The organism is Lysinibacillus sp. F12 (assembly GCF_057773605.1).
This window is the reverse complement of sequence record NZ_JBYMLP010000002.1, coordinates 40601-66851: the sequence shown is the minus strand read 5'-3', so window position 1 is coordinate 66851 and position 26251 is coordinate 40601. Positions and strand designations below refer to the sequence as shown.

General features: G+C 37.9%; 24 protein-coding genes and 1 riboswitch. Of the genes, 8 read left to right on the top strand and 16 right to left on the bottom strand.

Features of this window, described 5'->3' with window-relative positions; genetic code table 11:
* Positions 1 to 29: 29 nt before the first annotated feature.
* The 3 genes from fabF to AC3CH7_RS07405 form a co-directional block, all read right to left on the bottom strand.
* Complete coding sequence (gene fabF, locus AC3CH7_RS07415; protein ID WP_012294423.1) at positions 30 to 1265, bottom strand: beta-ketoacyl-ACP synthase II; 1236 nt, start codon at positions 1263 to 1265, stop codon at positions 30 to 32.
* Positions 1266 to 1284: 19 nt separating this feature from the next.
* Positions 1285 to 1842, bottom strand: coding sequence for a TetR/AcrR family transcriptional regulator (locus AC3CH7_RS07410; RefSeq protein WP_012294422.1), 558 nt, complete (start codon positions 1840 to 1842; stop codon positions 1285 to 1287).
* Positions 1843 to 1921: 79 nt separating this feature from the next.
* Positions 1922 to 2392, bottom strand: coding sequence for a DinB family protein (locus AC3CH7_RS07405; RefSeq protein ID WP_447402954.1), 471 nt, complete (start codon positions 2390 to 2392; stop codon positions 1922 to 1924).
* 169 nt (positions 2393 to 2561) lie between these two features.
* Here AC3CH7_RS07405 and AC3CH7_RS07400 point away from each other — a divergent pair, with 169 nt between their 5' ends.
* Positions 2562 to 3170 (top strand): hypothetical protein, encoded by a 609-nt coding sequence (locus AC3CH7_RS07400; RefSeq protein ID WP_036161635.1) that lies wholly within the window; start codon positions 2562 to 2564, stop codon positions 3168 to 3170.
* Positions 3171 to 3231: 61 nt separating this feature from the next.
* Positions 3232 to 4056: a S1C family serine protease gene (locus AC3CH7_RS07395; protein ID WP_031418196.1), complete on the top strand. Its 825-nt coding sequence runs from the start codon at positions 3232 to 3234 to the stop codon at positions 4054 to 4056.
* A 52-nt stretch (positions 4057 to 4108) separates the two neighbouring features.
* Here AC3CH7_RS07395 and AC3CH7_RS07390 read toward each other — a convergent pair whose 3' ends face one another.
* The 3 genes from AC3CH7_RS07390 to AC3CH7_RS07380 form a co-directional block, all read right to left on the bottom strand.
* Complete coding sequence (locus AC3CH7_RS07390; RefSeq protein WP_036161631.1) at positions 4109 to 4594, bottom strand: YkvA family protein; 486 nt, start codon at positions 4592 to 4594, stop codon at positions 4109 to 4111.
* Positions 4595 to 4918: 324 nt separating this feature from the next.
* On the bottom strand, positions 4919 to 5119 hold the full coding sequence (locus AC3CH7_RS07385; RefSeq protein WP_004230088.1) for a cold-shock protein: 201 nt from the start codon (positions 5117 to 5119) through the stop codon (positions 4919 to 4921).
* Positions 5120 to 5341: 222 nt separating this feature from the next.
* A complete protein-coding gene (locus AC3CH7_RS07380; protein ID WP_227256844.1) occupies positions 5342 to 5662 on the bottom strand; it encodes a DUF1033 family protein in 321 nt (106 codons plus the stop codon).
* Between the two features lie 87 nt (positions 5663 to 5749).
* Between AC3CH7_RS07380 and AC3CH7_RS07375 the strand changes: the two genes are divergently transcribed.
* The 4 genes from AC3CH7_RS07375 to AC3CH7_RS07360 all read left to right on the top strand — a co-directional run bounded on the left by AC3CH7_RS07375 (position 5750) and on the right by AC3CH7_RS07360 (position 10244).
* Complete coding sequence (locus AC3CH7_RS07375) at positions 5750 to 7477, top strand: methyl-accepting chemotaxis protein (RefSeq protein ID WP_012294415.1); 1728 nt, start codon at positions 5750 to 5752, stop codon at positions 7475 to 7477.
* 42 nt (positions 7478 to 7519) lie between these two features.
* Positions 7520 to 7801, top strand: a complete 282-nt coding sequence (locus AC3CH7_RS07370; RefSeq protein WP_031418192.1) for an acylphosphatase — start codon at positions 7520 to 7522, stop codon at positions 7799 to 7801.
* A 722-nt stretch (positions 7802 to 8523) separates the two neighbouring features.
* Positions 8524 to 9174: a 5-bromo-4-chloroindolyl phosphate hydrolysis family protein gene (locus AC3CH7_RS07365; RefSeq protein ID WP_012294412.1), complete on the top strand. Its 651-nt coding sequence runs from the start codon at positions 8524 to 8526 to the stop codon at positions 9172 to 9174.
* Positions 9171 to 10244 carry a toxic anion resistance protein gene (locus AC3CH7_RS07360; protein ID WP_447402953.1) on the top strand — a complete coding sequence of 358 codons (1074 nt, stop codon included), beginning with the start codon at positions 9171 to 9173 and terminating at the stop codon, positions 10242 to 10244. The genes AC3CH7_RS07365 and AC3CH7_RS07360 overlap by 4 nt, the downstream gene beginning before the upstream one ends.
* A 46-nt stretch (positions 10245 to 10290) precedes the next feature.
* Here AC3CH7_RS07360 and AC3CH7_RS07355 read toward each other — a convergent pair whose 3' ends face one another.
* From AC3CH7_RS07355 to AC3CH7_RS07315, 9 genes are all read right to left on the bottom strand, one after another.
* Positions 10291 to 10488 carry a DUF6501 family protein gene (locus AC3CH7_RS07355; RefSeq protein WP_012294410.1) on the bottom strand — a complete coding sequence of 66 codons (198 nt, stop codon included), beginning with the start codon at positions 10486 to 10488 and terminating at the stop codon, positions 10291 to 10293.
* A gap of 271 nt (positions 10489 to 10759) precedes the next feature.
* Positions 10760 to 11494, bottom strand: a complete 735-nt coding sequence (locus AC3CH7_RS07350; RefSeq protein WP_012294409.1) for an amino acid ABC transporter ATP-binding protein — start codon at positions 11492 to 11494, stop codon at positions 10760 to 10762.
* Positions 11495 to 11506: 12 nt separating this feature from the next.
* Positions 11507 to 12232 carry an amino acid ABC transporter permease gene (locus tag AC3CH7_RS07345; protein WP_012294408.1) on the bottom strand — a complete coding sequence of 242 codons (726 nt, stop codon included), beginning with the start codon at positions 12230 to 12232 and terminating at the stop codon, positions 11507 to 11509.
* Positions 12233 to 12401: 169 nt separating this feature from the next.
* Positions 12402 to 13259 carry a transporter substrate-binding domain-containing protein gene (locus tag AC3CH7_RS07340; RefSeq protein ID WP_031418189.1) on the bottom strand — a complete coding sequence of 286 codons (858 nt, stop codon included), beginning with the start codon at positions 13257 to 13259 and terminating at the stop codon, positions 12402 to 12404.
* Between the two features lie 118 nt (positions 13260 to 13377).
* Positions 13378 to 13564, bottom strand: a riboswitch (Lysine riboswitch).
* Between the two features lie 297 nt (positions 13565 to 13861).
* Positions 13862 to 15118 (bottom strand): 2-oxoglutarate dehydrogenase complex dihydrolipoyllysine-residue succinyltransferase, encoded by a 1257-nt coding sequence (gene odhB / locus AC3CH7_RS07335; protein ID WP_031418188.1) that lies wholly within the window; start codon positions 15116 to 15118, stop codon positions 13862 to 13864.
* 91 nt (positions 15119 to 15209) lie between these two features.
* Positions 15210 to 18035 carry a 2-oxoglutarate dehydrogenase E1 component gene (locus tag AC3CH7_RS07330; RefSeq protein ID WP_036168246.1) on the bottom strand — a complete coding sequence of 942 codons (2826 nt, stop codon included), beginning with the start codon at positions 18033 to 18035 and terminating at the stop codon, positions 15210 to 15212.
* Positions 18036 to 18267: 232 nt separating this feature from the next.
* On the bottom strand, positions 18268 to 19653 hold the full coding sequence (locus AC3CH7_RS07325) for a HAMP domain-containing sensor histidine kinase (RefSeq protein WP_036161625.1): 1386 nt from the start codon (positions 19651 to 19653) through the stop codon (positions 18268 to 18270).
* A complete protein-coding gene (locus AC3CH7_RS07320) occupies positions 19650 to 20327 on the bottom strand; it encodes a response regulator transcription factor (RefSeq protein WP_036168245.1) in 678 nt (225 codons plus the stop codon). The genes AC3CH7_RS07325 and AC3CH7_RS07320 overlap by 4 nt, the downstream gene beginning before the upstream one ends.
* Before the next feature lie 113 nt (positions 20328 to 20440).
* Positions 20441 to 22468, bottom strand: coding sequence for a sensor domain-containing diguanylate cyclase (locus AC3CH7_RS07315; protein ID WP_281486477.1), 2028 nt, complete (start codon positions 22466 to 22468; stop codon positions 20441 to 20443).
* Between the two features lie 541 nt (positions 22469 to 23009).
* On the opposite strand from AC3CH7_RS07315, the gene AC3CH7_RS07310 reads away from it, so the two are divergent.
* Complete coding sequence (locus AC3CH7_RS07310) at positions 23010 to 23558, top strand: GNAT family N-acetyltransferase (RefSeq protein ID WP_012294401.1); 549 nt, start codon at positions 23010 to 23012, stop codon at positions 23556 to 23558.
* Between the two features lie 72 nt (positions 23559 to 23630).
* Here the strand turns inward: AC3CH7_RS07310 and murG are convergent, their stop codons facing one another.
* The gene (gene murG / locus AC3CH7_RS07305; RefSeq protein WP_012294400.1) at positions 23631 to 24707 is read right to left on the bottom strand and encodes an undecaprenyldiphospho-muramoylpentapeptide beta-N-acetylglucosaminyltransferase; all 1077 of its coding nucleotides are present in this window, start codon (positions 24705 to 24707) and stop codon (positions 23631 to 23633) included.
* Between the two features lie 170 nt (positions 24708 to 24877).
* On the opposite strand from murG, the gene AC3CH7_RS07300 reads away from it, so the two are divergent.
* Positions 24878 to 26227, top strand: a complete 1350-nt coding sequence (locus tag AC3CH7_RS07300; protein ID WP_099805155.1) for an MATE family efflux transporter — start codon at positions 24878 to 24880, stop codon at positions 26225 to 26227.
* The last annotated feature ends 24 nt before the right edge of the window (positions 26228 to 26251 follow it).

Below are 26251 nucleotides of genomic sequence, written 5' to 3'. Positions count from 1 at the left end.
AAACGTTTATTTCATACCATTGAATGCTATTATTCCTCAAACTTTCTAAAAGCCAATACAGCATTATGACCACCAAAGCCAAAACCGTTAGACAAAGCTATGTTGACGGTTTGATGAAGCGCCTCGTTTGGAACATAATTCAAATCACACTCTGGATCAGGCGTTTCGTAATTGATCGTTGGTGGAATGATGTCTTCCATAATACTTTTTAAGGTAATGATGGCCTCGATTCCACCAGCCGCCCCAAAAAGATGACCTGTCATCGACTTAGTAGAGCTCACTTTTAATTGATAGGCATGCTCACCAAATACACTTTTAATAGCCTTTGTTTCCGATTTATCTCCCTCTGGTGTACTCGTACCATGGGCATTGATATAATCGACAGCGGTCACGTCAATATCGGCCATTTTTAATGCCAGTTTCATCGCACGAGCCGCCCCAGTATAGTCAGGGGCTGTTATATGGAAAGCATCTGTCGTCACCCCATAGCCTACAATCTCTCCAAGAATTGTTGCGCCCCTTTGCTTAGCATGTTCATATTCCTCTAGGAACACAATCCCTGCTCCCTCTGACATTACGAAGCCATCACGTTGACTATCAAATGGTCGACTAGCTTGTTCTGGTGCATCATTTCTAGTAGACATCGCCTTCATACGGGAAAATCCAGCAAAGCTCAGCGGATTTATCGGTGCCTCAGCCCCACCAGCTAAAATTCCATCTGCATAGCCGTGACGTATATTTAAAAATGCTTCACCAATCGCTTGGTTACCCGTTGCACAAGCAGAAACTGGTGAAAAGCTTGGCCCTTTAAAGCCTGTTTTAATCGCGATAATCCCTGCGGCCATATTGCTAATCATCATCGGCACCATAAACGGTGAAACCTTCCTTGGTCCATTATCAAGCATGGCTTGATGATTCGCTAAAATCGTCTCAATTCCTCCAATACCTGAGCCAATATAAACACCTAGACGTTCCTTCTCAACTTGCTCCATATTTAAGTTTGCTTGCTCCAAAGCCTGCTGAGATGCAGCCAGTGCATATTGTACAAAAAGATCATATTTACTTACTTCCTTTTTATCCATATACTTAGTGGCATCAAAGTCAGTGATAGAACCAGCAATTTGCGTATTAATGCCGTGGAATTCTTCTGCTTCTAACCTTTTAATACCTGATTGTCCTTCTTTAATATTCCCCCACAAGTCTGATACTGTTTGACCAAGTGGTGAGATGACACCATATCCTGTAACAACTACTCTACGTACCATCTATGTTTCTCCTCCTCGTTTACTTTAACAGTTCCTTTAATTGATCTAGCACTTTGTGAAAGAAATCTTCCCCTAAAACGCGTTTGTATTGCAAGGCACCCTTCGTACTAGAAATGAGCAATATGGCTAATGCCTCTAAATCCATTGTCGACTTTAATGAGCCATGGTGCTTAGCATCCTGAAGTAAGTCCACCAAGACATCTACTTCCATTTGGCTAAGTTGTTGAACTTTTTCTTGCATCGCAGGTGATAATTCTTGATAGTCCGCATGCAATGCTGAAATGGGACAAACACCATCTTGTTCTAGGAATTTTATCCGTTGTAATATAAAAGCGAAAGGTTTATCCTCAGCTGCAACTGTAGATTCCTTAATGAATGTATAAACCTCCCTTAATCCTTTTTGAATTCTTTCGCAAACTGCCAGCCCTAAGTCTTCCTTCTTTTCAAAATGATAATGAATACTTGCTTTAGTGACACCGAGCTCTTTCGCTAAATAATCATAACTAAATGATGTGAAACCTTTTTCTTGAATATTCTTCAATGTTAATTCGATAATTTGTGATTTTCTATTTGTCATGGCTCTACACTAACTTACTAGTAGGTAAGTGTCAACTAAAAATACAGCAGATACGTTGTTTATCTGCTGCAATGGAAGTCTATTGCATTTCCTTTGTTGGTCCCATAACACCCGGTACTGGTAAACCAGCTTGACGAAGTAGCACTGTCATTTGTCCGCGATGATGTGTTTGATGATCGATTAATGCACGTAATAATGCGCCTTTTGGTATTGGTCCTTTAAAGCCATTCACAACTTCAAGTAAATCTTCATTTGAAAGCTTTGCCGCTTCCTCTTTTATACCATTCACAACTTTCGCATACGCTTGTACAATTTCTACTGCTGATGTTGGTACAGGGTCTTCTTGACGAATCATTGGTACCTTTAAGCCTGCTAGATAACTAAAATATCCAGCCGCTCCAACTAAATGCCAACCAAGCCAGCCGAGTGTACTATGACCCTCCACGATACTTTGATCTAACTTGTCATCAGTTACTGCCTGTAATACTTTCAATGTTCCTTCTGCAGCCATTGTCCATTCCTGTAAAAAATCATCCGCTTGTCTATACATAACCATGCCCCCCATTTTTTAACTTCAATTCTATGTTAGTTAAATTTTTTCCTAGTTACAAGTTTCTAGCTTTTAGTTTACATAATAATATTATAATAAACATTAGCTATGATTCGTATAATTCCCTGCATTCACGTATAATTATAAAAAGTAGCGAAGGAGTGTGCCCATGAAACATCCTATTCTCATACTTACTGTTGCCCTTTTACTGACAGGGTGCAATGAAGAAATAAAAAATGAACCTGTGCACCCAATTGTCCAAGATCAAATGTCCCTACTCACCTTTTTCCCACCTGATGGCTCTATCGCTTATTTTCAAGGTGAAGGAAATGAATTTGCAAGCTTTACCCTACAAACTACCTATCTAGATCCACAACATATCGCTCAGGTTGAAGATAATGGTGGTGTCACCCTATTAAAAATTTATCGCATTACAGATTCAAAGATTGAGCTTATCTATCGTGAACCCGTTGACAGCAACCCTCGTTTACCTAGTTCAACAGAAGTAGCTGCTTACCCTGTGCTAGAAACAGTACTGCAACAACCTATACAAGTAGGGACAAGCTTTCAAGGCTGGACCATTCAATCCATAACCGCTAAAGTCGATACAGGAACAAAAGTCTATTCGAATGTCATCCAAGTTACACGCACGGAAGATCAATTCACAACGACCAATTATTTTGCACAAGGGGTTGGACTCATCAAAAAGGAAGATAGAATGGAGTCTGATCAAGAGCAGCCATTTGTCGTAACATCAACCTTACAAAAAATAGAATAGTATGATGATAGCAGGCGTTCTGCTTGGGCGCCTGTTATGTAGCAAAAGGAGGCATCATCCTATGAGTGACCTACATAAGCCAGCTAACGAGCAGGAAGAATTAACGGAAGAAGAATTTATTGAGCTTGTGTTAACTGAACAGCAAAAAGCATTAGCACAAGAGCAAGAAGACCGTCTTCAAGGCAAAAAAACAAAAAAACCCAAGCCATTCGTACGCTGGATTGTATGGAGTATGGCTTTCGTCCTGTTTTTCAATACATTCGCACTTATTTTTCAAATCTATTCCATTCCAGCTATCGAATTTATGAAAGTATCAACAAAGCTATCCGCACAAGAAGATATACAAACCTACAAAAAAGCTGTTGTGGAAATTTCGACAGCTTCCAGTAAAGGCACTGGTTTTGCCATCTCACCTGATGGTCTTATTGTCACCAATGCCCATGTAGTAGGACAAGCACGAACTTTATCCGTTGTGTTTCCTGATGAAGGAGTAATGGAAGCAGAGCTAATCGAAAGCTATCCGGATGTGGATTTAGCCTTATTGCAAGTACAAGCAGAACAGCTCCCTTATCTTCCGTTAGCAGATGATCCAACCTTCCCTTCCAATGAGCATATCCATTTTATCGGTAACCCCCTTGCCTTTACAGGAATAGCTAATGAGGGAACATTGCTGGAATCCATTCAATTAGACGAGTGGCAAGAACCCGTAATGATGCTGAAAGCGCCCGTTTATCGGGGTAATAGTGGTAGCCCCGTCATTAATCAACAGGGTGAGGTCATCGGTGTTATCTTCGCAACAATGAAATATGAACCTATAGGACGAGTTGGTCTGTTTGTCCCTGTCCAGCAACTCCACCACATATTAGAACAGGCGAACAAAAAATGAACCTGTAAGATACAGGTTCATTTTTATCAGCTATTAAGTTTACATAATAATATTATTTATCTTTATTTTCCTGTTTCACAAACTGAGCAATGGCTGATTTCACAGGTATTTTACTTACAACCTCATCACTAATCTCAGCGACCTTCTGGAGGGCATGCAAAAGATGATCATCCCCTGACCAATGCTTTTCCAGCACTTCTGGCCCTAATTTATTAATAATCGTATTCACCACAAATGTTGCCAACACAATATCATCTAAATAGCCACCAAATCCTAATATTCCCTCAGGCATCAAATCCATTGGAAACACAAAATACGCAATTGACGCACCAATCAATGCCCGACTTTTTTTATCCACCCCTGCATCGGTTAATGTTTTCACTAATAGATGAAATAAATCAGGCACAAACATTAAATACGGTGTAAATTTACTGCTTTTCCCCTTTTTCGACCCAAGAAATTCTACTAATTTTGTACGTAACTTCTGATAAAAATCTTGCTGCTCCTGTTCATTCGGTAATTTTGCTAAATTTTCCATAATAAATCTACCTCCAATAGTAAGTACCCTTGTTTGCCTTTTTATGACGCTAATCAGTTACTTTCATGGCACAATCCTTCACGTTTGTGGTTCTATCCGTCACTCTGCTCATTCTATCCACCGCTTTGCGCGTGATCCAGTACTTTGACACTTCTATCTGCATCTTTTGCCGCGCTATCCATTTCATAGCACATTGCCAGTACTACTTTATATTTATCCCATTTTAAGATTTATAATCATTGAACATTGCAATGATATAAAAAAAAGACATCCTATTTGCATAGGATGTCTGGGTTTAACGAAAGTAATTTTAATTTCTGAGAATTAAAGTTTAGTTACGTTAGCAGCTTGTGGTCCGCGGTTGCCATCTACAACTTCGAATTCCACTTTTTGACCTTCGTCAAGAGTTTTGAAACCTTCGCCTTGGATAGCTGAGAAGTGTACGAATACGTCGTTTTCACCTTCAACTTCGATGAATCCAAAACCTTTTTCTGAGTTAAACCATTTTACTGTACCTTGTTTCATTTAAGAAAACCTCCAAAAAATAAAAGTGAACAATATGTAATTTCTTCAGCGATTGAAAAAAATTCACATATTACAAAGAGTACCGTACTAATGCGATCACTTTTTGTAATATGTGAATTCATGTTTCCGGTGAAGCAATTAAATTGTTAACCTAAGTATAACCATCATTCATAATTTTGTCAAATAAAGAAAATTGTTTTTTTACTTTATTTCAAAAAATTTTTACATATCTTCCATTTTACATGCAATAATTCCATGATATACTTGTGCGTCATCATCACATGCCTCACAGTAGAAACTTTCATCCTCTGACCAAAAAGCCCAATATTGCCCTTCTTTTACTGCTTCATTATCATATGTTGAACGAAAGTGTGCTAATTTATGCTGTAAAGCCAGCTCAAACTGCTCCTTTGCTTCAAATGTATCGTGTGTTTGAATAAAAGCTTCCCAGCCCTCAAATTTCCACCAAGGCTCATAGTCTGCTTTCATGTAAATAATTGTATACATATTTGCCCATTCCTTGCTGTCATAAGATATTTTCATTTTAGCAAACACACCCGAAATGTCTATTAAAACCACCTGAATTATGCTATTATTACCTTATTATACATAATTTTTGGAGGTTTTTATATGTTTTCAAGCATTCGACCTAAAGCTGAGCTAGAAGAACTACTAAAACGTGGTACAGATTTACGTGCAACAGGCCGATTCCATCAAACATTGGCATTTAACCATTTCAATACGCAAGATGAAGAGCATTTAAAGACGCTCTACGAAAAGCTAAAAGATATTACTCCTTCTATGAATGCCATTTTTCACCACTATTTAAGTGAGATATCCCCTACCTCTCAATTAACCATTAGTGAAGAAAACATTAATCAATACTTAACACAATTTTTCCTAGCAACGCGGGATGACGAATATGTGGATGAAACCGTCAAGTTTTTCAATTTATTCCGTAAGCATCAATATGAGCCTGGTAAATTAATTGTCGTTTTCAATCAGTTTGCCTTTTATATTACTACTTATATTTTACATAACTTTGGAATGAAGCCCAATAAAGCCTTCCAGTTTATGAAATCCTTCCAGTCCGCTGTCAATGTCGATCAGGAACTATTAGTGGAGGTATTGACGGAGCGCATCATTGAGAATGTTGTGGGTGAAATATCATCCTTGATGGACGTCAATGCCAAAATCATGTATATGAAAGATTTAGTATTTAGTTTAGATAAGCAAAATGAGGAGATCCAGTCCTCTACAGCTGCTACTGAGGAAATTGCCGCTTCAATCAATGAAGTTGCCCGCATGTCCTCTCATATATCTGAGAAAACAACTGAATCTGTTGACCATGCGACACAAGGTAAAAATGCCATTGAACATGCATTATCAGAAATCTTTAAAACGGAAGAAACGTTTACTTCGATTGTAGAATCTTTTTCAGAATTACAAAAACGGGTGAATGATATTGAACAAGTCGTGACATTAATCAACCAAATTGCGGACCAGACCAATTTACTGGCTCTAAATGCCTCCATTGAAGCTGCACGTGCGGGTGAACATGGCAAGGGCTTTGCGGTTGTCGCACAAGAAGTACGAAAACTTGCGGAAAGCACAGTCTCGGCTTTGAGCGAGGTTTCAACGAATGTTCACCATTTAAAGAGCTATTCCAATGAAGTCTCCGACTCGATTACTGAAACAACAGCAATCATTAAAGAAGCAACTGTTGAGGCGAAAGAATCGTTACCATTATTGAATGCGATTGTCCATGCGATTGAAGGTATTAACTTAGATGTGACCAATACAGCAGCGATTTCGCAGCAACAGGCGGCAGCCATCGATGAAGTCTCCTCTAGAATGATTGAAATTTCTAGCTTGCAGGAAGATATTCGAGATTATAGTCATAATACATCCAGTGATATCCACCTTTTAGGGAAAGAAATCAATCGTTTCCGTAATGATATTATTGCCAATAATAATGTACAGCTTTCATCCATAGCCCTTTTACAGCTATCTAAAGCTGATCATATTTTATGGAAATGGCGCATTTATAACATGTTCCTTGGCCTAGAACATGTTGAACCAAGTGATGTTTCTTCGCATAGAGAATGTCGACTTGGCAAATGGTATACAGCTTCTCGTACGGTGGAGCGTTTCGGTCATTTACAGGATTATCATGATTTAGACAATTATCATTTACTTGTCCACGAATCAGCGAAGCGTGCGGCAACAGCCTTTAAAGCTGGCAATATCGCACAAGCTGATAGCCATCTTAAAGAAGTAGATGAAGCGTCAACTCAAGTTCTATATTATATTAATAACTTAATTGCCTATTTAGAAAAGGAACGAGTTATGCAATAAAGAGAGAGGCTCATCCCCTCTCTAATGGTAGGAGGTATTTCCTTGAACAAACGAGCAAGTATTAAATTTTTTGGTGACGTCTATGGGACAGGCTACCGATTCTTTATTAAACAAAAAGCCATTGAATTAGGGCTAAAAGGGTATTGTAGATTGAATGCTGCCGAGCAAATTGAGGTTGAAGTAGAAGGACCTGAAAAAGCGCTGAATGAATTCCTTCTTTTTGTCCAAAAGGGTGTTAGTCCCCAAGCCGATTCCAATTCATTTTCTTTAGAGTTATATGATGATTTAAAAGGATATGTACGAATGGAGTCAGACATTGTTTAGTCTGGCTCTTCTTTTTTACAAGGTATTAAAGGTAAATGCACCCTATAATAATTAATGATTTATATTCTTTTTTAGGTATTTATTATTGAATATGGCGACCTCTATTAAACCAATCATACATACGGCTAAAAATAATATAGACCAATTGATTTTTCCAGATAATACAAATGTATAGATAACGTCAATTACACAGTATAAGAGTATGATGCTAGCAATAATTATTCCTTTTTTATTGTTCATTTTTCCACCGCTTTCTTTTTTCACAATCCTATTATCATATATACCGACTTTATTATACAATAATTATCCTATTTTGGTTTATTAAACTATTTTAAAATAAGCACTTAGATTGGTGGTTCGTTTAAAAGCAGTTGTTGATGTTTTGTATTAGGGAATAAAAAAGTAACATCCATGCTTAATTCTTACACTAGGAAATAGAACCGCACGATCGAAAAATAAGTCAACACGTTTATTTCAAGCTAGACAGCACATAAACCTAATCATTAGAATTTCGAATCCATACGATATGATGTTCACAAATCTCTTAAAAATAAGTGGACATACATACTGAACAACTTAATCCTAGTTATTCTAGGTAATATCATTGAGAAAATTTGCGATTCGCAGTAAAATTTATGTAAGGTTTCATTTTTCATTGAAACTTTATGTCGATTATTTCGTATAAGAAGATAGACATATTGAAATGCAAGGAGGAAGAAACAATGCTTAGTATTGGACAGTTTTTTTCTAGACATACTGCTAGCTTCGTTATTTCGCTAACAACTGTTTCTATCGCAGCAATTGCAGCAAATCCTGGATTCTTCCTTGGTGGTTTACTGTTTGCTGGTTCATATGCGACGAGTACAGCGTTGCTGAAACATAGACAAAAAAAGAAAGTCATGCAAATAGCAGGTATCACAAAAGAAGAATTCAAACACATTGAAACACAATTATCAACCGCTAATAAGCAAATTCAAACATTAAGTCAAAACTATTTACGTGTACGTTCCGTATCTGCTTTTAAACAACTACTGGAGATGACCCGTATTTCAAAAAACATCGTCAAAATTGTCAAGACAGACCCACGTAAGTTTTACAATGTTGAACCCTTTTTCTATGCACATTTACCTTCAGCAGTGGAATTAACGGATAAGTATACAATGCTTTCTAGACAGCCTGTGAAGGATAAAGAAATTCAATTGACGTTATCAAAAACGCGTGAAACACTAACGGACTTAAATGATACGATTCAAATTGATTTAAAGGATGCGCTTGCGAATGATATTGACCACCTACAAATGGAGATTGAATTCGCAAATCGTTCTAATCTTAGACGTAGAGAACAATTGGACTGGCGAGGCGATGACAAATGACGGCAGATGAACATGCTTTTCAATTAAATACCATTCCTGGTCTTTCTCCATTAGTACAATCTTATTTAGAAACAACTCCACAAAATGAGGCGATGGCGACGTACGAAACGCTATCGCCTCTTGCGCAAAGTCGGGCTTTACTATATGCCAGCCAAATTGATTTAACTGATTTTGAATCATTGCTGTCTTTAGGACAGGATTCACAGCGTTCCCTGTCCCAGTTTGCGGATCGAATGTTAGCGCAGGTGAAGCAAAAGGACGTGACCAAAATAGGTCAAATGCTAGACTCCTTAATGCAAACCTTAGATCGCGTAGACCCGACAGCTTTAGAGCCAAAAAAACAAACCTTTTTCAAAAAAATATTTGGTGGTAAAACAGAGCCTACTGTGAAACAAACCCTAACAGAATTTGAGCGTATTAGTATTCAGGTGGAACGTATCGGGGTGCAATTGGAACGTGCTCAGCTCCAACTAATTCGGGATGTAGAGAATTTAGAAGCACTTTATACACATAATCGAGGATTTTTCGAGGAACTAGCTACTGCGATTGCAGCTGGTCAAATGAAAAAGCAGCAGGCCATTGAGGTGGAGCTTCCTACAAAAATAACAAGTGTCCAAGCAAATAAACAGCCTCTTGCCATTCAACAACTAAATGATTTCGCTGCACAAATTGAGAGGCTGGATCAACGTATTTATGATTTACAGGTTTCTCAACAAGTAGCCCTACAAACGGCACCACAAATTCGTATGATACAGCAAGCGAATCAAACATTAGCTGAAAAAATTGAGTTTTCCATTGTCACATTAATTCCTTTATGGAAAAATCAACTAGCAATGATGCTATCCATGCATATGGATCATCATTATGCACAGCTTGAGGAACGATTATTACAGACACAGGATCGTTTTGCAAGACCTTCATTCGAACAGCAAGTATCGAAATTTAAGGAAACGCAATATGAGCTACAAACAGCTATAAAAGATGTGTTCGCCTTACATACGGCGACGGAACAGGAAAAGCAACAGTTGCAAAATACGACGGATATAAGAGGCTATCAGAGGGATTCATGAAAAAAAGGGTGGCTCAGTAAATGATCTGAACCACCCTATCTTCTTTTTATGCAAAATAATCTTTATAGTAGCCACCGACGTTGCCAGTGTTATCAATGATAAAAATGAACTCTTCTGTTTCATTTTTTACTTCATATTCTTTTCCTACTGTTAAAACATTTGATACTAGGTATTTTGATGCATTGGTATGTTTGCAAGTCACTGTTCGTAATGTTGGCGCATCTTTCCATTTTAAATGTAACATATTCTCTCTACCTCTCTTTACTAGCATAAAGCTAATGTCTAATGCCTATTTTATAATATTTTTAGGCTTTTGTGGAGAAAAAAGAAATACAATACCTAATCTATCCAAAAATAATTTTACATTTGAGGTGTTATGATGAGCTTTGGCGGTGTACCACAATGGTTTTTTATTATTGCAATAGCATTCGTAATCTGCTTTGTCCTTTATGCAGAATGGAATTCCAGAAAGTAAGTGAGTCTCTATTATAGGACTCACTTTTTTTGATGAGGTCCTACTGCTTTAATGTTCGTTTTAAAAACTCTTTCGTCCGATCATGCTGAGGGTTTATTAATACCTGTGATGGTGGGCCCTCTTCGACAATTACACCTTTATCCATAAAGACTACGCGATCTGCTACCTCTTTGGCAAACTCCATCTCATGCGTTACAATCAGCATCGTATTGCCTGCATCAGCTAATTGACGCATCACTTTTAATACCTCCCCTACCATCTCAGGGTCTAGTGCTGATGTAGGTTCGTCAAAAAGCATCACTTCAGGATTCATGGATAATGCTCTGGCAATGGCTACGCGTTGCTTTTGCCCCCCTGAAAGCTGTCGAGGCTTTGCGTTTACATATTGTTCCATACCAACAATGTTCAAATATTTAAGCGCTGTTTCCTCTGCTTCCTTCTTCGAGCGTTTTAAAACTTTTATTTGCCCCACCGTACAATTATTTAAAACATTGTGGTTGTTAAATAAATTGAATTGCTGGAATACCATCCCTAAATGTGTTCGATATTCTTGGATATTGTGTTTTTCATCTAGGATGTCTTCCCCTTGATAAATAATTTGCCCACCACTTGGTGTTTCTAATAAATTAATGCAACGAAGTAAAGTGGATTTGCCTGAACCAGAGGAGCCTATTAAGCAAACAACTTCTCCTTTTTCCACTTGAAAATTAACATCTTTTAACACTTGGTTACGTCCAAATGATTTACTTAAATGTTCAATTTTAATGACTGCCATTTGTGCGTCCCCCTATATTGCTTCTTTTTGTTCTTTTTGATAGGCATCTGGTCCATCTAAACGTTTTTCAACATAGAGAAGGATTCGTGATGCAGTGAATGTCATTATGAAATAAAGAATACAAGCTACAAAGAACGATTCAAAATAACGGAAGTTGTTACCGGAGATTGATTTTGTTTGGAAGAATAATTCTGTTACTCCAATAACGTTTAGTACAGCTGTATCTTTAATATTCATAATTAATTGGTTGCCTGTCGCAGGCAGTACGTTTCGTGCTACTTGTGGTAGGACTACGTGAAGCATGATTTGGAAGTGATTCATACCGATAGCTGATGCTGCCTCATATTGACCATTATCAATCGATACGATACCACCTCGGACAATTTCTGCCATATAGGCACCTGTATTAAGTGAAACGACTAAAATCCCCGCTGTAATAAAGTGCATGTCTATGCCAAATGCGATATCTAATCCATAGTAGACAACCATAGCCTGTACAATCATTGGTGTACCACGGAAAAATTCAACATAGCATGTGAGTATAAAATTAATAAGCTTTAAGCTATAAAATTTCACACCTTTTTTACGAACTGGAATCGTATGCATAATTCCGATGAAAAATCCGATAAATGCACCAATAATTGTACTTATAGTCGAAATCAGTAACGTATAATACGCACCTCGTAAAAACATTTGCCAGTTGTTTTCAATAATTGAAAGTATCCATTCAAGACTCATGATGTTCCTCCTTACAATGTCATGTTGCTTGCTATCTTTTTCGTGCCCTAGCTTTTTCTACTAGTCTATGATTTATTTCGCTAGGACATTATCATTATGTAGAGAGGTTCTCATTTTAATAATGATGAAATGATAGTGCACGGACTAGCAACTAGTCCGTGCCATTTTTTTATTGTGCTGCTGGTTGCTGAGAAATAGCTTCTTCCATTATCGCTTGACGATCATCTTCAGAAATACCTTTTAGGATTTCATTGATTTTTTCTAGATTAGCATCATCTTTACGTAAGCCTACAGCAATCGAAGTATTTGAAAGATCTGTATCAAAGCCTTCTTCAAATGCTACGTATGTGAATTTATCGTTGGCAGCTGCCGCAGAAATTCCTTCAGGACGTTCGGCTACATATCCATCAATTTTGCCTGCCTCTAAAGCTACACGCATCGCTGGGAAGCTTTCCATTGCTGTTTGTTTATTGACACCTTTAATTTGATCAATCACATTGTAGTTGGAAGTATTCAGTTGTGATGTAATTTTTGCGCCAGAGAAATCTTGGATTGATTTGACACCTTCATATTTACTACCTTTTTTAATAACCATTACAAAATCAGAAGTATAGTAGTTTTCAGTAAAATCAATTGTTTTCTTACGTTCTTCTGTTGGCGACATTCCCGCGATGATTGCATCAATTTTATTAGATTGTAGCGCTGGTACTAAGCCGTCCCATTCCAATTTGACGATCACTAATTCTTTGCCTAAACCTTCAGCGATTTTTTTCGCCATTTGTACATCATAGCCACCTGCATACTCTGCGTTATCTGCAATTTTTACTGCTCCATTTGCATCGTTTTGCTGTGTCCAGTTGAATGGTGGGTAGCCCGCCTCCATTCCAATTCGGAATTCACCGCCGCCTTCTTCTTTATCTGCGCCAGCATCACCTGAACTACTTTCTTTTTTGTCACTAGTGCCACATGCAGCTAGCACAATTGCCGTCATGATAGAGATCATTACTAACAACCATTTTCTTTTCATGAAAAACTCCCCTTTTCTGTAAAAAAATAAGACAACTGTACGAAAAAAGACCTAAGTCTTGTGAACTTAGGTCTTACCTTTTATGACAGTTGCCCAAATCCTCACTAGTATTCCATGTTTCCGAGATAGCACAACCTAGTAAACCTGGAAATGAATTTACTAGGACAGTCCTGCACTTATTCACTGCAGACCCAGCATAAAAGTACGAGCTCCTTTTATACTTCGGCGATATTTCCTTCTTCATTGCGTCTTTGTTTGCTTGTACTCAACAATGAACTAATAAATACCGCGCCTCTACCTCACTGATGTTTGTTAGTGAGGTTTGTTTATTTAATTGATATTTAGATACTACTATAAAACTAGTATGTACGTCAAGAGAGTTTTATCATTTTTCTGACTAATGACAATATTAGGGTATTATGCTTGCCCTATCCATTATTAATCTACGTATTTTTATCCATATATCTGCTGGAAAACAACATATTTTTACTACCTATTCTTTTTATACTAAGTAAATAGTTTTGGATTATCAAAATTACTAATGACTTTAGTGATACAGAAGCCAAGAAAAAACCCTGCAAAGTTTGCAGGGTTTAAAGGAATTATGAATTTAATAATAAATCTTCAGGATTTTCGATTAACTCTTTAACTGTTTTTAAGAATCCTACAGAATCTTTTCCATCGATGATACGGTGATCGTAAGAAAGTGCTACATACATCATTGGACGGATTTGAACTTCACCATTTACTGCAACCGGACGGTTTACAATGGAGTGCATACCTAAAATACCAGCTTGCGTACCGTTCATAATTGGTGTTGACATTAATGAACCGAATACACCACCATTTGTGATTGTGAATGATCCACCAGCCATGTCATTTAAGCCTAATTTTTTATCACGAGCTTTTGTCGCTAAGTTAGCGATATCTTTTTCGATTTCTGCAAAGTTTTTGCTATTCGCATCGCGTACAACTGGTACTACTAAACCTTCTTCAGTTGATACTGCAATACCGATATCAAAGAAGTTATTTAAATGAATTTCATCGCCAGAGATTTGAGCGTTTACGTATGGGTATTTTTTCAGTGCTGCAACAACAGCTTTAGTGAAGAATGACATGAAACCAAGTTTGATGTCGTTTGCTTTCACAAACTCTTCTTGTTTACGTTTACGAAGTGCCATGATGTTTGTCATGTCAATTTCGTTGAATGTTGTTAACATTGCTGTTGATTGTTTAACTTCTAATAAACGTTTTGCAATTGTTTGACGACGACGGCTCATTTTTTCAATCGTTACACGGTCAGAATTAGCTGCTGGTGTGAATACAACTGGGCCACCTGTAGTTGCTACTGGTGTAGGTGCTGCTACTACTGGTGCTGTACCATGTGCCGCTACATCTTGTACACGTACACGGCCTTGTGGATCTACTGGTGATACCGCTGCAAGGTCAATACCTTTTTCACGTGCAAGTCGACGTGCCGCTGGAGATGCAATGACACGCTCACCAGAAGTTTCTTCTACTACAGGTGCTGCTGCTACTGGTGCTGCAGGTGCTGCTTGTGGCGCTGCTGGAGCTGGAGCTGCTTCAGCTGGTGCTGCCGCTACTGGTGCAGCTGCTGCGCCTTCGCCTGCTTCTACAATTGCGATAACTTGACCAACTAGTACAGTATCGCCTTCTTCAGCTAAAATTTGTGTTAATACACCTGCTTCTTCAGAAATGATTTCAGCGTTTACTTTATCTGTTTCAAGTTCAACGATGAATTCACCTTTTTCAACGCGATCGCCCACTTTTTTTACCCACTGTGCGATACTACCTTCTGTAATCGATTCTGCTAATTCAGGGACTTTAATTTCAGCCACTTTCATTTCCTCCTTTGATTAACGTGCATGATGCACATAAAAGGGCTACTGCTTATGGGCAAGTAGCCCAGCTATCAATATTTATATGTGATTATTTAACCTTTACTGGCTCAGCAACTGCTTCTTCAATAAGTGATGATTGAGCTGCTTTATGAGAATCTGCATCTCCTTCAGAAGTTGAGCTCATTGCAGGACGACCTACATAGCGAAGCTTTTTACCTTCTGCAAGTTCATATAATGTTTCTAGAGCATAATTCCATGAGCCTTGGTTTTTAGGTTCTTCTTGTACCCATACGATTTCTTTAGCATTAGGATACTTAGCAATAATACCAGCAACTTGCTCTTTTGGGAATGGGTAAAGTTGTTCTACACGAACAATGTGTAAGTGATCGAAACCTTCTCCATCTTTCACGCGATCTGCTAAGTCGATCATCACTTTACCAGTACCTAATACGATACGCTCTACAGCATCCGTTTTTGTACCTAAGCCAGGTTGTTCAATCACTTCTTGGAATGAACCATCTGCTAATTGCTCAGCATTAGCTGCTGCTAATGGATGACGCAATAATGATTTTGGTGATACAACCACAAGTGGACGAACACCTTCAGTACCTAATAACGCTGCTTGGCGGCGTAATAAGTGGTAGTAGTTACCTGCATTTGAACAGTTTGCTACAAACCAGTTATTTTCTGCTGACATTTGTAAATAACGTTCCATACGGCTTGAAGAGTGCTCTGGACCTTGGCCTTCATAACCATGTGGTAATAGAATCACCATGCCAGATTTTTGACCCCATTTAGAGCGTGCCCCTGAAATGAAGTTATCAAACATTACTTGTGCCATATTCGCAAAGTCACCAAATTGTGCTTCCCAAACTGTTAATACATGGCCATTTTCTAGATTGTAACCATACTCAAAGCCAACTACCCCTGCTTCAGTCAGTGGTGAGTTGTGTACTGTAAAGGATGCACTTGCACCAGAAATATGATGAAGTGGTGTAAAGACATTACCATTGTTTTTATCGTGAAGCACTAAGTGACGTTGTGAGAAAGTACCACGTTGAGCATCTTGACCTGTGAAGCGTACTGGTGTGCCATCTTGGATAATTGTTGCATATGCTAAAGTTTCCGCATGACCCCAATCGATTTTTGCAGATGCAAATGCATCACGACGTTTTTCTAAAATTTTTCCAAGCTTTTTCTGTGGCTCGAAGTTTTCTTCAAACACTAGAAGCTCTTCGTTGATTTTACCTAAACGTTCTGCACCAACTGCTGTATCAATTTGTGGGAACTCTACTTTTAATTCTTCTGGCATTTCTAATTGATGATGCTCATCTTTTGAAGCCATTTCTTTTACATGATCGTAAGCAGCTTGCATTTCTGCATAGATAGCTGTATCTAATGCTGCTACATCTTCAGTTGATACAAGACCTTCTGCTACTAATGCTGCACCATATAACGCACGAACAGTTTCGTGCTTAGAAACTAATTTATATGTTTCTGGGTTTGTAACCGTTGGATCATCTGTTTCGTTATGACCGTGACGGCGGTAACCAACTAAATCAACAACAATATCTTTACCAAATTTTTGACGATAGTTAGCTGCAAAGCGACCTACTTGAGCCACTGCTTCTGGACTATCTGCATTCACATGAACTACTGGTACTTCATACCCTTTTGCTGGGTCAGATGAGTAAACAGAAGAACGAGAATCATATTGTTCCGTAGTGAAACCAATCATATTATTCGCGATAATATGAATAGTACCACCAGTTGTAAATCCTTCAGTTTTAGCGAAGTTTAATACTTCAGTTACGATACCTTGACCTGGGAATGCTGCATCACCGTGTACTAGGATTCCTAAGCCTTTTGTACGATCATGAACCGCTTGACCTGGCTTTGAAGTGTCATCTTGTGTTGCACGAGTAGCACCTAGAACTACTGGGTTGCCCACTTCTAAGTGAGATGGGTTGTAGGCAAGTTTCACATTCATACCTGAATCACGGTTATAAGAAGCACCCATATGGTATTTCACATCACCTGTCCACCCTTTTGTAATTTCAAGGCGACCATTTTCCGGCATAAATAAATCATTTGATACATGTGCAAAGTCAGAGAACATCATGTCATAAGGTTTATTTAAAATATGTGTTAAAACATTTAAGCGACCACGGTGTGCCATACCAATACGTACTTTTTCAACACTTAGCGCTTCTGCAGTTTTAATGATTTCATCAAATAGTACAATTTGCGTATCTAAGCCCTCACCAGAGAAACGCTTTTGTCCTACAAATGTTTTATGGATAAATTTCTCAAAATTTTCAACACGTGTTAAACGATCTAATAAGGCTTTCTTTTCATCAGAAGAAAGTGCTTGTTGGAAAGAGCCTGATTCAATTTGCGCTTGAATCCAATTACGTTCTTCTGTAGCTACTACATGTTCATATTCAAACGCTACTTTATTTGTATAAATAGCTTTTAAATAGTCAATTGCATCCTTACCATTTTTCACGTTTGCTGGCACATCTTTGAAGAAGATTGCTGCAGGAATTTCAGCTAAATCTGCAGCGCTTAAGTTGAACGCGCTTTCGTCAATTTGAGCTGTTTGTAGTTCACGGTTTTTCAGAGGATAAATATCTGCCGCTAAATGACCGCGTGAACGAATTGCATCGGCTAATCTCACAGCGGCTAACACTTTTTTGTAATCGCCAGCAGGAGCCGCTGCTGTATGACTAGCTACAGCTACTTCACCTTCTACTACTACTGGTGCACCAAATTGTTGGAATAAAGAAACTAACTCCGGTTCTACTTCTTCAGGAGACTGTAAGAATAAGTCGTATTGCTCCATCACATATCCTAGGTTAGGACCAGAGAAAGCTGACCATGGAGAACTTACAGTTGTAACGTTGTTCGACATGAAAAATGACCTCCAAATTTTGCCTTACGGCAGTTCCATTAATTAAATTGCAATTAATTATATAATATTTAGCCGTTCTTTAAAAGAATGTTTCACACTACTTTTCCATATTTTAAAGAACGTTTTTTCCATCTCAATCTTACTACTCTTCACAAAAAATACAACTCTTTTTAGCAAATTAAGCAATTTTTTTCGCAAAGGATAGAATAATGAAATAAAGCGTGCATTTTTCTTAATATTTTAGCGGGATCTTTAACGAGAAAACGGTTCCAATATTAACCTCACTCTTGACTTCTACCGTGGCATTATACTTTTCAAGCAACATCTTCGAGATACTTAATCCTAAGCCTGTTCCACCAATTTTACGGTTCCTTGCCTCATCCACTCGATAAAAACGATCAAATATAAAAGGAATATTGTCTTTTGCTATTCCTATACCATTATCAGCAATTTCTAAACATGCATAATTTCCAGCAACTGAAATAGAAATTTGTATCTCAGGAATTTTTTCACAATAACGAATTGCATTTTCTATTATATTACGAATGATTTGACTTAGTGCATTTTCAGTTATAAATAAAGGACCTATTTCATCATTTTTCGACAGCATAATTCGCGCTTTTGGATGTACAAGCTCCATTTCATCGATAACAGCTTCAATTACAGCTAGTGCATTCGCCTCACTCATTTCATCTTTTTCCTCACGTCTTGCAAGCTCTAATAATTCCTCAATCATTTTACGCATGCGAGCAATTTCTGTTAATGAAGTATCAATCGACTCCTCTAAAATAGCTGGATCATTTTTGCCCCATCTTTTCAACAGAGAAAGATGTCCTTCAATTGCTTGGATGGGCGTACGAAGCTCATGAGAAGCATCAGCGACAAATTGTTGCTGCTGTGTAAAAGAAATTTGCAGCTCATTCATCATGGCATTGTACATGTTCAATAAATCACCAATCTCATCGTGTGACGTGTTGGTTAACTGTATGGGCTCATTAAAGCCTTGATCCATCACCATTTTCATGGAAGCACGTAATTCACGCAATGGCTTCATTAAATAATTGGCTAGATAATATCCAATAGAACCTGATAACACCAATGCCCCAACACCTGCGATGAGCATGGCTGTTAATAGATAATGCATGAGCGATTGAAAACCAGTGAGCGGATGGACAACCTGGACATATCCTTGAAAAAAGCCTAAGCGTATTGGTTCATTCATGACCAGTACATCCTGCTTATCAATGGTCGTCTCAAAAATCTCCTGCATGGAGCTAAGTGGTGCAGCAGCTGAAGTATTATTGATACGCAAAATATCCACGCCGTCCGCATTAAACATTCTAACAGTTTCATCTCGGTCGACAATCGATTTGAGCAAACCAGTATTTTGTTGAATTTGTTGAATCGTAATATCTGGTCCCTGTGATTGTAAAAATGAAATAATATCCCTGCTAGTCCGTTCAACTTTGCTTTCCTCATCATTTAATAGCCACGTATGGAGGGAAATATAAACAACCACGCAAATAATCGTATAGCTTAAAAAAATCACACTACTGGAGGTGAGCATCCATTTTTTCTGCAAAGATTGACGACGGAGGTACATAAGTAACTGATTCATTCACGCATCACATACCCAACCCCTCGAACCGTCTCAATATAGGCATTCGTATCACCTGGGAGCTTAGACCGTAAATGACGTATATACACATCTACCACATTGGTCTCTATATCTGTATCATAGCCCCATACAGACGTTAAAATATGCTCGCGTGTACAAACTCTATTTTTGTGTTCAATTAATAGTTTCAGTAAATCATATTCTGTCTTAGTTAGGTCGAGTTTATTCCCTTGCACGAAAACTTCATAGGCTGCAATATCTATCTCAATATCACGCAAACTCAAACATTCACTATTTGCTGGCTCTTGTGTTGTTGCACGACGTATAATCGTTCGAATTCTTGCTAATAGTTCTTCGATCGCAAATGGCTTGACGATGTAGTCATCTGCTCCAGCATCTAGACCAGCTACACGATCCATAACAGCATCTCTTGCCGTTATTAAAATAATAGGCACTTGAGATTGTGTCCTAATTCGCCGACAAATTTCAATACCATTAATACCGGGTAGCATCACGTCTAGTAATAGCACATCAAATGCATCTGTTGTTGCCAGGGATAGCCCTTCCCGCCCTTCAAAGGCAACCGTCACGTCATAGCCTTCATGCTGTAATTCGAGCTCAACAAAACGCGCAATATGCTTTTCATCTTCCACTAATAATATTTTCTTAGGCACATAATCACCTTCTATTCCGAAATAACGATGTAGGATTTTTATCCCTATACTGTTATAGCATAACATCAAATAAAAAGTCTGTCTCACAACGAATAATTTGTGGACAGACTTTTTTAATGGGCTTCCGAAATATAGAGATTATTTTTCCCTGCTTCTTTTGATTTATATAGTGCTTGATCAGCCAAATCCATTAATTCATCCAATGTTTGGGCATGATCAGGATAATACGAGATTCCTATTGAAGCAGTTGGCGTAAACTGATGATTCTCAATCATCCAGCCTGTTGCTAATTCATCTCGAATGCGACGGATAATATGCATAATTTGACTATGCCTTTTTTCAATTTCCCTCGTTAGACCTGTGAGGATGACAAGAAATTCATCACCCCCTATTCGAATAACGATATCATGACTTCTAACGGTTTTGCTCAAAGCCTGACCAAAGCTCTGAATAAAAGCATCCCCTGTATCATGGCCAAAGCGATCATTGACAGCTTTAAAATCATCCCCATCTAAATAAAGCATCGCTATACTTGCATTGTTTTCGTTGGCTTCTGCCAATATTGTCGGAAACTCTTTTTGTAAATAACGGCGATTAGGAAGTTGTGTTAAAGAATCATGGTAGGCAAGATACAGCAAATCATTTTCTCTCTCTTTACGATGGGTAATTTCACGGGACACCATCATAATTTGTGAAACTTTTTCTCGATCAGGGTCATGAACCACCGTGACATTGCCTTCTGTCCAAATAGGTGTGCCGTCCTTCGCCTTCAATAAAAGCTCGAACTGTGTATCTGTCTGACCAGTATAGTTATTTATAAATGTTTGCCATTCATGCTGGCTTTCTGTATCAATAATGGCACTGTAAAACTGACCTTGTAGCTCCACATTTTCATAGCCTAAATATATTTCATAGGAGGGTGAAGCATAAATAATGATTCCATCCTCATTCGTGATGACAATTAAATCATTTGTATTTTCCGTAATGAGACGGAAAGTTCGTTCAATATTTTTTAGTTCTGTGAACATTCTTTTCTTGTCTGTAATATCATAGTTAATGGTTAAAATTTGTTCAATTTCACCAAACTCATTTTTTAATGGGACGATAGTTGCCTCCACCCAATAATCAGCATGATATTTGGTCCGATAGCACAGCTCTCCTCGCCAGATTTCCCCACTAGCAAGTTTATCATTGATTAATTGTAAAAAATTTTGTGTTTGGTACCGTGGCTTAAGTAGCGCATAAGGCTGACCAATTAATTCCTCTTCTGTGTAACCTGAAGCTTGTAAAAACATCTCGCTCACTTCTGAAATATGACATTCACTATCTAAAATAGCAATGGCCGTAGCTGAATTTAATGCCGACTTAAACACTTCAAAGCCGTGAGATTTCGAACGTAATTCTGCTTTTTGCAAGGTGAACTGTGTGAAGTCCTGCATAATCAGAAAGATTGCAAAGGAATTATCCTCCTGCATGACAGGCGAAAGTGACAGTAAATACATGCGTTCTTGGTGATCCAACGTAAGCAGTCTTACAAACTTTTCATGAACGTTTTCTCCTCTAGCCGCTTGTTGTAGATACCATTTAATTTGCTGAATTTCTTCTTTAGGAACAATCGGTAAATCAAAAAACATTTTTTGTTTGACGGCTTCATTATCTATTTGAAAATCTTCCATAAAGCTTGAATTCACTTCATAAATCATACCTTCAGCTGATAACACAACAGTCGAAAAAAAGGCATGATCGAATAGGGACCGCATAAACAAAAACTTATCTTCAATACTACGGTCATAATGAATTTCCTTTGTAATGGCTAAAACAAAGTCTTCCTGATTATAGCGCAAAGGGCGTACAGTTGTTTCATATTTACGAACCTCCGACTGTACATATGCATAATCTACATAGTCAACCTGAATATGTTCTTCAATTGCATGATGATAGTTTTTCTGAATGATCGAAAAATTTCGATTCGAGGTAACGGCGGAAAGCATTTTTCCAATTACATCGATCGATAACAGTTCTCGAGCTGCATTGTTTAAGCGAATATATTGAAAATCTTCCTTTACTTTTTTCATAAGAAAAACAAAATCATTGCCAATAAATAATTCATTAAAAAAATCTTCGCTTAAAAGATACTCCATACTGTCACCTCCAGAAAAAGGCCATTGCCATCATAATAAAATGCTATGTATATACGTCATTATACGCAAAAACTAATTCTGCTATTATAACATAAAAATAAAAAATTACCGTTCTAGAATTAGATAAATTATATCCTTTTAAGGACATTTTTGATAATTTAACTATTTAAATATAAAAACATAATACTATAGAACTATTTAATTGATTAATTTTAGATAAAAGTAATAGAATTTACTTAATTTTAAATATGGCAAATAAATGAATCATTTCTATCCATTTATCAGAATTTACTGACTATTAAACTTAAAATTTTGTTTTTTACGAGCAAAATGATTGCATCAAACAGCTAGCATGTTATATTATATTTAAAAAACTAGTCTTTTTTCGGTATGGTCGAAATCAGTAAGACAGCGGGAGATTATGGAATATCATAGTTATAACGTCTAGTTCTTTGGGTTTTAATTCCAGTACGAAATTTAGTTTTCTTCTTTATGCTTCAACGGAATTGTTTTAACTACCCTAGTAAAGGAGGCGTTTCGTATGCTTAAACATCGAGACCTGCATGAATGTACAGAGCTTTATGAGCTATTATCACACCCTTCTGTATTCCCTTTTGTCCGTCAGAAAGCCACATCCGCTGATGAATACTGGTTTATGACAAAGCAATTGATCGAAGAGGAAGCGAGAGGACTCGCTATCTCGAGGACCATTACTGATGACTGGGGTCAACCAATCGGCACCATTAGTATACACGATGTTGAAGACGGTGCAGGTTTTTTAGGAACGTGGATTGGACTCCCTTACCAAGGAAAAGGCTATAATCAAAAGGCAAAAATGCTTTTTTTAAACGAGTTATTTTTTGAATATAATTTTCATACGGTATTCCTCCGTATTCGCGTTGAAAATATAAAATCACAGCGTGCTGCGTTAAAATTACCCTATGTTGTGAGCGCTAATGAAAGTCACCCAACTTTGTTAGCTCAAGTAAATAGTGGTATGGCACAATTTGATTTATTTAAAATTCCAAAGGATTTATTCTACTTAACAACTGCTTATGAAATGCAAGAAGGCGAAGAACAAGCAATGTAAGCCTATTACTATAAGAAGAAGCTATGAGGTGTTGTCATCATCGACATCCCTCATAGCTTTTTTAATGGATATTTATTTTTGATAGTGCAAAATTAATGACGCCATCTCGTCAGGCGTTTTTGGTTTCTTTGTTTTGGACATCGTTTCAACCATTTCCACTTGTCGCTCTGTTAATGTATAAACAGACTTCATGAAGGATTCCTTTGTTAAAGCTTCTTCCTGTAACACTTCTGCATAGCCTTGCTTTTTAAATAAATTAGCATTTAATATTTGATCACCACGGCTTTTTTGAGCAGATAATGGCACCAAAAGCATCGGTTTATGAAGTGCCAAAAATTCAAAGATAGAGTTTGACCCCGCTCGAGACACAATGAAGTCTGCTGCATGCATTAAATCAGGCAACTCTGTCGTCACATATTCAAATTGTTTGTAGCCAGGCAATGAAGCTAACGTTTCATCATAATTCCCTTTCCCACATAGATGAATTACATAAAACTGTTTTAAAAGCTCTGGTAAATTTTTTCGAAGGGCATCATTTAAAACCACTGAGCCCAAGCTTCCACCCATGACAAGCAAAACAGGTTTTAATGTCGTAAAGCCACAGTATGCTAATCCTTTTGCTCTTTCCCCTTCCAACAATTCAGGACGAATGATGGAACCTGTACAAGTTGCTTTATCATTTGGTAAATGCTTCAATGTTTCTTCAAAAATGGTGAACACGTGAGAGGCAAAAGGTAAAGCAATTTTATTGGCAAGCCCAGGTGTCACATCTGATTCATGGATTACGACTGGAACACCTGCCAGTTTGGCTGCCATGACAACAGGGACAGAAACAAAGCCCCCTTTCGAAAATACGACTTGCGGCTTTACTTTTTTAATAATACGAAAAGCCTGCATCATTCCCGCAAGCACCTTAAATGGATCAGTAAAATTTTTCATTGAAAAGTAACGACGCAATTTGCCGCTTGCAATACCATAAAAAGGTACATCAGGGAAAGCCTCGCCTATTAATTCTTTTTCAATACCCTGTTCTGAGCCAATATAGTGGACATCATAACCTAGTTCAAGTAAAGACGGGAGTATCGCTTGGTTCAACGATACATGGCCAGCTGTCCCACCACCGGTTAAAATGATTGTTTGTTGTTTCACATGAATTCTCCTATTCCTTAAAAACCATTGTAGGTAGACTACTTTTTGTTTACAGTGTTCTATTTTACTATATGCCAACGAAAAGATATAGATGAAGCCATAAAATTTCAGCTTTTCTCTCTTTACATATGCTATACTTGTTCATTATGTTAATGAAGGAAGTATCATACATGTATCAAACATCCACTTTGAAAGAAAAATACGCACTACTTTTAAAAATGATTATCCCTATTCTAGTGACACAAGTAGCCATCTACCTTGTTTCTTTTTTTGATGTGTTAATGTCAAGTCGCTATGGGACGTCTGATTTAGCAGGTGTATCGATTGGTTCCTCCATCTGGATGCCGATTTATACAGGACTATCTGGCATTCTCCTAGCCATAACACCGATTGTCTCCCAGCTTGTTGGGGCAAAAAAGGAAATGGATGCTAAAAAGGCTGTTCAACAAGGCATTTATGTCGCCATTACACTGTCCATCATTATTTTCATCGGACTTTTCTTTGGCATCGATTGGATACTTAGCAAAATGAGCTTAGAAACATCTGTACATACTATAGCTAAGGGCTACATCTATGCGATGTGCGCTGGTCTATTACCACTATTTTTATTTTTTGTTATGCGTTGTTTCATTGATGCACTCGGACAAACACGTGTCACGATGATCATTACCTTAATGACAACACCTATTAATATTGTATTGAATTACATTTTTATTTTCGGAAAATTTGGATCACCTGAGCTTGGTGGAATTGGAGCCGGGGTAGCCACAGCCATTACTTACTGGCTGATTTTCTTCATTACTGCTTGGATTATCGCAAAACGAGTGCCTTTTGAACGATTTCGTATGTTTCACGATTGGCGCAAGCCTGCATGGCTACAATGGAAGGAAATTTTGCTGATTGGTGTGCCGATTGGCATTTCACTCTTCGCAGAAACAAGTATTTTTTCAGCCGTCACAATGATGATGAGTAATTTTAGCACAACCATTATTGCTGCCCATCAGATTGCGATTAACTTCACTTCCCTCCTTTATATGGTGCCCCTAAGCATTTCGATGGGTGTCACCATTTTAGTGGGCTTTGAAATAGGTGCAGGCCGCATGCGAGATGCACGTACATATAGTTATCTTTGTGTGGGTACTGCCATCATCTTTAGCTTTATTTCTGCTTGTATACTCTTTATTTTCCGTGAACCCGTTGCGCACATGTATACGACAGATAGTAACGTAATTGAATATGCCGTGCAATTTTTAGTCTTTGCCGCTATTTTTCAGCTATCAGATTCCATCCAAGCCCCTGTACAAGGTGCTTTAAGAGGCTATAAAGATGTAATGATAACATTTATTATGGCCATTATTTCTTACTGGGTAATTGGTTTACCAGTTGGTTATTTGCTTGCGACCCACACAGATTTAGGGCCTTTTGGCTATTGGATTGGACTCGTTGCAGGATTGACTACTGGCGCTGCTACACTATTGATTCGCTTGCTACTTGTTCAAAAAAGAGTGACTGCTGCCTAATAAAATTCGCCTTATCCTAAGTTC